Consider the following 4003-nt stretch of genomic DNA (forward strand, 5'->3'; position numbering starts at 1 on the left):
ATTGACACTTGAAACTTGACACTGGACTAAAAATGAACATTCGGATTGGCAACGGTTATGATATTCATCGGCTAGTGAGCGATCGCCCTCTGATTCTTGGCGGGATCAATATTCCTCACTCTCTAGGTTTGCTAGGGCATAGTGATGCTGATGTCCTTACCCACGCGATTATGGATGCTATGCTAGGAGCTTTATCTCTGGGCGATATCGGACATTATTTCCCCCCTAGCGATCCGCAATGGGCAGGAGCTGATAGTTTGGTGTTATTAAGTAAAGTCCACCAACTCATTCGCTCCCAAGGCTGGCAAATAGGTAATATAGACTCGGTGGTAGTAACAGAACGTCCAAAATTAAAACCTCATATTGAAAAGATGAAGGAAAAAATTGCAGGAGTTTTGCAATTACAACCAAATCAAGTCGGAATAAAAGCTACTACCAACGAAAAACTAGGCCCCGTTGGAGAAGAACAAGGTATTTGCGCTTATGCAGTTGTTTTACTTTTACAAGGGTAATTTATTCAGTTAAACCCACTTAATCAGGTGAAATAGTTCATAATTATAGTCAGCTTTTAGCTGACTTTAGCTATTAGCCCCAACTGTAGTTGAGGGCAAATGAAAATATTTTGATATTAATAAATGATGAGTTTTGCTAGTATCTTTCCCTCTATTAAGCGTTTTCGCTTATTAATAATTCTGGCTTTAATCACTGCACTGGTAACTGTTGCCTGTAACCCGTCTAATTATCAAACACAAGCTGCTCAAGTGCCGCAAATGATTGTGGCTGTTTTGGGTGAACCTTCCACTTTTAACTCAGCACTAAATGAGTCGGCATACAGTGTCTTCGGGCCCCTTTATGACTCATTAATTATCGAAAATCCTTTAACTAATGAGTTAGAACCTGGTTTAGCGGAGTCTTGGCAAGTCCTTGACAATGGACAGCGAGTTGTCATGACTCTCAAAAAAGGACTCAAGTGGTCAGATGGTAAGCCGATGACTGCTGATGATATTGTATTTAGCTACAATGACATCTACTTAAACCCCAAAATACCCACGCCGACGAAAGATTCTTTAAGAATTAATGAGCGTGGTGATACTCCCAAGGTACGCAAAATAGATGATCTAACAGTAGAATTCACTGTACCGGAACCTTTTGCTCCTTTTTTGAGATGGGTAGGTGGAATTACAATTTTGCCTGCTCATGCTCTCAAGGAATCTATTCACACAACTGATCCTGGCGGTAATCCCAAATTTCTCACAATGTGGACAACAGGCACTGATCCCAAAAAAATTATTGGTAATGGGCCTTATGTCATGGAAACCTATATTCCCAGTCAGCGAGTCATATTCCGACGCAATCCATACTATTGGCGCAAAGATGCTCAAGGAAATCCTCAACCTTACATAGAAAGGTTGATTTTCCAGATTATTGAATCGACTGATAACCAGTTAATCAGTTTCCGCTCCGGACAGTTGGATAATCTCGAAGTTCCTCCAGAAGGTTTTAGTTTATTGAAGCGGGAAGAAAAACGAGCAAACTTTAAAATCTATAATGGTGGGCCAGATACTAGCACTACATTTATTTCTTTTAATCTCAGTAAAGCTAAAAATGCTAAGGGTCAGCCTTTTGTAAATCCAATTAAATCTCGTTGGTTTAATAAAAAGGAATTTAGACAAGCAGTAGCCTATGCTCTTGACCGCGAAACAATGAAAACAAATGCATTTCGTGGCTTAGGTGAGTTGCAAAATTCCTTCGTTTATGTCAAAAGTCCCTATTATCTGCCTCCAGAAAAAGGCTTGAAAGTTTACAATCATGATCCAGAAAAAGCCAAGAAATTACTTTTGCAAGCAGGGTTCAAATATAATGCAAATCAGCTAGTAGATGAAGATGGCAACCGAGTCCGATTTACGCTGCTGACAAATGCCGAAAGGAAAGTCAGAGGGGATATGGCAGCACAAATTAGGCAGGATTTGGCTAAGATTGGCATTCAAGTTGATTTACAAATTCTCAGTTTCAACGCTTATCTGGAAAAACTAAAAGTTACCCAAGATTGGGATTGTTATCTTGGTGGTTTTGCTGGTGGTGGTGTTGAACCTCACAGTGCTAGTAACATCTGGAGAATTAACGGCGCATCCCATGCATTTAATCTTGGCCCGCAGCCAGGCGGTCCGCCGATCACTGGTTGGGAAGTTTCTGATTGGGAGAAGGAAATTGACCGCCTTTATATTAAGGGCGCTCAAGAAATAGATGAAAACAAACGCAAGGAAATTTATTACGAGTATCAGCGCATAGCCTCAGAACAATTACCATTTATTCACTTGGTAGAAAGATTAGATTTGCAGGCAGTACGCGATCGCTTCCAAGGCATCAAGTATACCGCCCTCGGTGGCCCGTTCTGGAATCTTTATGAGCTAAAAATTGCTGAAGATAATTAAGGGAATCAGGTATCAGGGATTAGGGGGTGATAGGGGAGTGTGAGGGGTGGTAAGCAATCAACAATTAACTACTAACTACTAACTACTAACCATTGACAAATGACAAATGACGAAAGTTTGCGATCGCTCCTCCAAGCTGTTGCCAATGGTAATGTTTCCCTAGATGCCGCACTGGATGAACTCAAATATTTAGCTTATGAACCTGTGGGTGAATTTGCCAAAATTGACAATCATCGCGCCATCAGAACTGGTTTTCCGGAGGTGATTTGGGGCCCTGGCAAAACCCCCTCTCAAATTGCGCAAATTATGGAGACGATGCGTCTACGTAACTCTGTAGTCATGGCAACTCGCATCGAACCGGAGATTTACGCAGCACTGCAACCCAAGGTGAGAGATTTACGATACTACGAATCAGCACGAATTTGTGCGATCGCTCCTCCCAATCTTGAACCACGTTATCCCGGCACAATTGGCATTCTTTCTGCTGGTACAGCCGATTTACCTGTAGCTGAAGAAGCCGCTGTCACAGCAGAACTTTCTGGCTTTCGTGTCCAACGCCTCTGGGATGTGGGAGTCGCTGGCATTCACCGCTTGCTGAGTAACCGCCACGTGATTGCAAATGCCTCTGTGTTGATTGTCGTCGCAGGTATGGAGGGTGCTTTACCGAGTGTAGTAGCAGGTTTAGCAGACTGTCCGGTGATTGCTGTTCCTACTAGCATTGGTTATGGTGCAAGTTTCGGAGGTTTAGCACCTCTATTGACAATGCTCAACTCTTGTGCTGCTGGAGTTGGTGTAGTAAATATTGATAATGGCTTTGGTGCGGCGGTGCTAGCAGGACAAATTTTGCGAACAGCCGAGAAATTGCGGATGGCATCATCTGATTCTTGAGTTATGACGGTGATGTTACTTTTACATTAGTGAAAAACATCACTTAGAAATGAAACTTTTGATCACGTTGGCTGCTTTTGCCTTGAGTTTTTGGCTAACGATCAGTATCTCGACATAATCAGGGGGAAAGGGCAAAGGTTAAAGGGAAAAGGTATTTTGGATTTTAGATTGGAGAGTGGGATCACGGATCAGAGATTGGTGAAAAGTTCTTCCCTGTCCTCCTTGTCCCCTTTCAACCCTTATTCAAGAACAAATTTGAACAATTCAATTATCTTAGTGATTCGATGTCTCAGTTAATTTGGCATTTACCGGAAAATTTGACTATCCTAGCTCAAAACATTACTGATCCAAATCTTATTGGGCAGATACAAAAAGCCTTTACGCATTTTGTCCAATCAGGCCAAGCCTGGGCGCTCTTGATTGGATTGGCAATTGGTTATATGATTCGGAATCTGACAAGTTTTGGTTAGTGGTTGTTTGTTGATGGTTGATTGTTGGTTGTTGGTTGTTGTTTGTTGGTTGTTGGTTGTTGTACCAGACGTGCCATGGCACGTCTGTACATTGGTTAGTGGTTAGTTGTTAGTAGAGACGCGAGGAACATCGCGTCTGTACAATACTGATTAGTAGCTACTACTCCTCACACCCCCCTGCCCCCCAACCCCACAAGTGGGACCCTAGCCCCC

General features: G+C 42.5%; 4 protein-coding genes. All 4 read left to right on the forward strand.

Features of this window, described 5'->3' with window-relative positions; translation table 11 throughout:
* The first annotated feature begins 32 nt into the window (after positions 1-32).
* The 4 genes from ispF (at position 33) to UYI_RS0129140 (ending at position 3790) form a co-directional block, all read left to right on the forward strand.
* On the forward strand, positions 33-512 hold the full coding sequence (gene ispF / locus UYI_RS0129125; RefSeq protein WP_016870217.1) for a 2-C-methyl-D-erythritol 2,4-cyclodiphosphate synthase: 480 nt from the start codon (positions 33-35) through the stop codon (positions 510-512).
* A 126-nt stretch (positions 513-638) separates the two neighbouring features.
* Positions 639-2432, forward strand: coding sequence for an ABC transporter substrate-binding protein (locus tag UYI_RS0129130; RefSeq protein WP_016870218.1), 1794 nt, complete (start codon positions 639-641; stop codon positions 2430-2432).
* Between the two features lie 99 nt (positions 2433-2531).
* The gene (larB, locus tag UYI_RS0129135) at positions 2532-3320 is read left to right on the forward strand and encodes a nickel pincer cofactor biosynthesis protein LarB (RefSeq protein WP_016870219.1); all 789 of its coding nucleotides are present in this window, start codon (positions 2532-2534) and stop codon (positions 3318-3320) included.
* A gap of 284 nt (positions 3321-3604) precedes the next feature.
* Complete coding sequence (locus UYI_RS0129140) at positions 3605-3790, forward strand: hypothetical protein (protein WP_016870220.1); 186 nt, start codon at positions 3605-3607, stop codon at positions 3788-3790.
* Positions 3791-4003 lie beyond the last annotated feature (213 nt).

Source organism: Fischerella muscicola PCC 7414 (assembly GCF_000317205.1).
Taxonomy (GTDB): Bacteria; Cyanobacteriota; Cyanobacteriia; order Cyanobacteriales; family Nostocaceae; genus Fischerella; species Fischerella muscicola.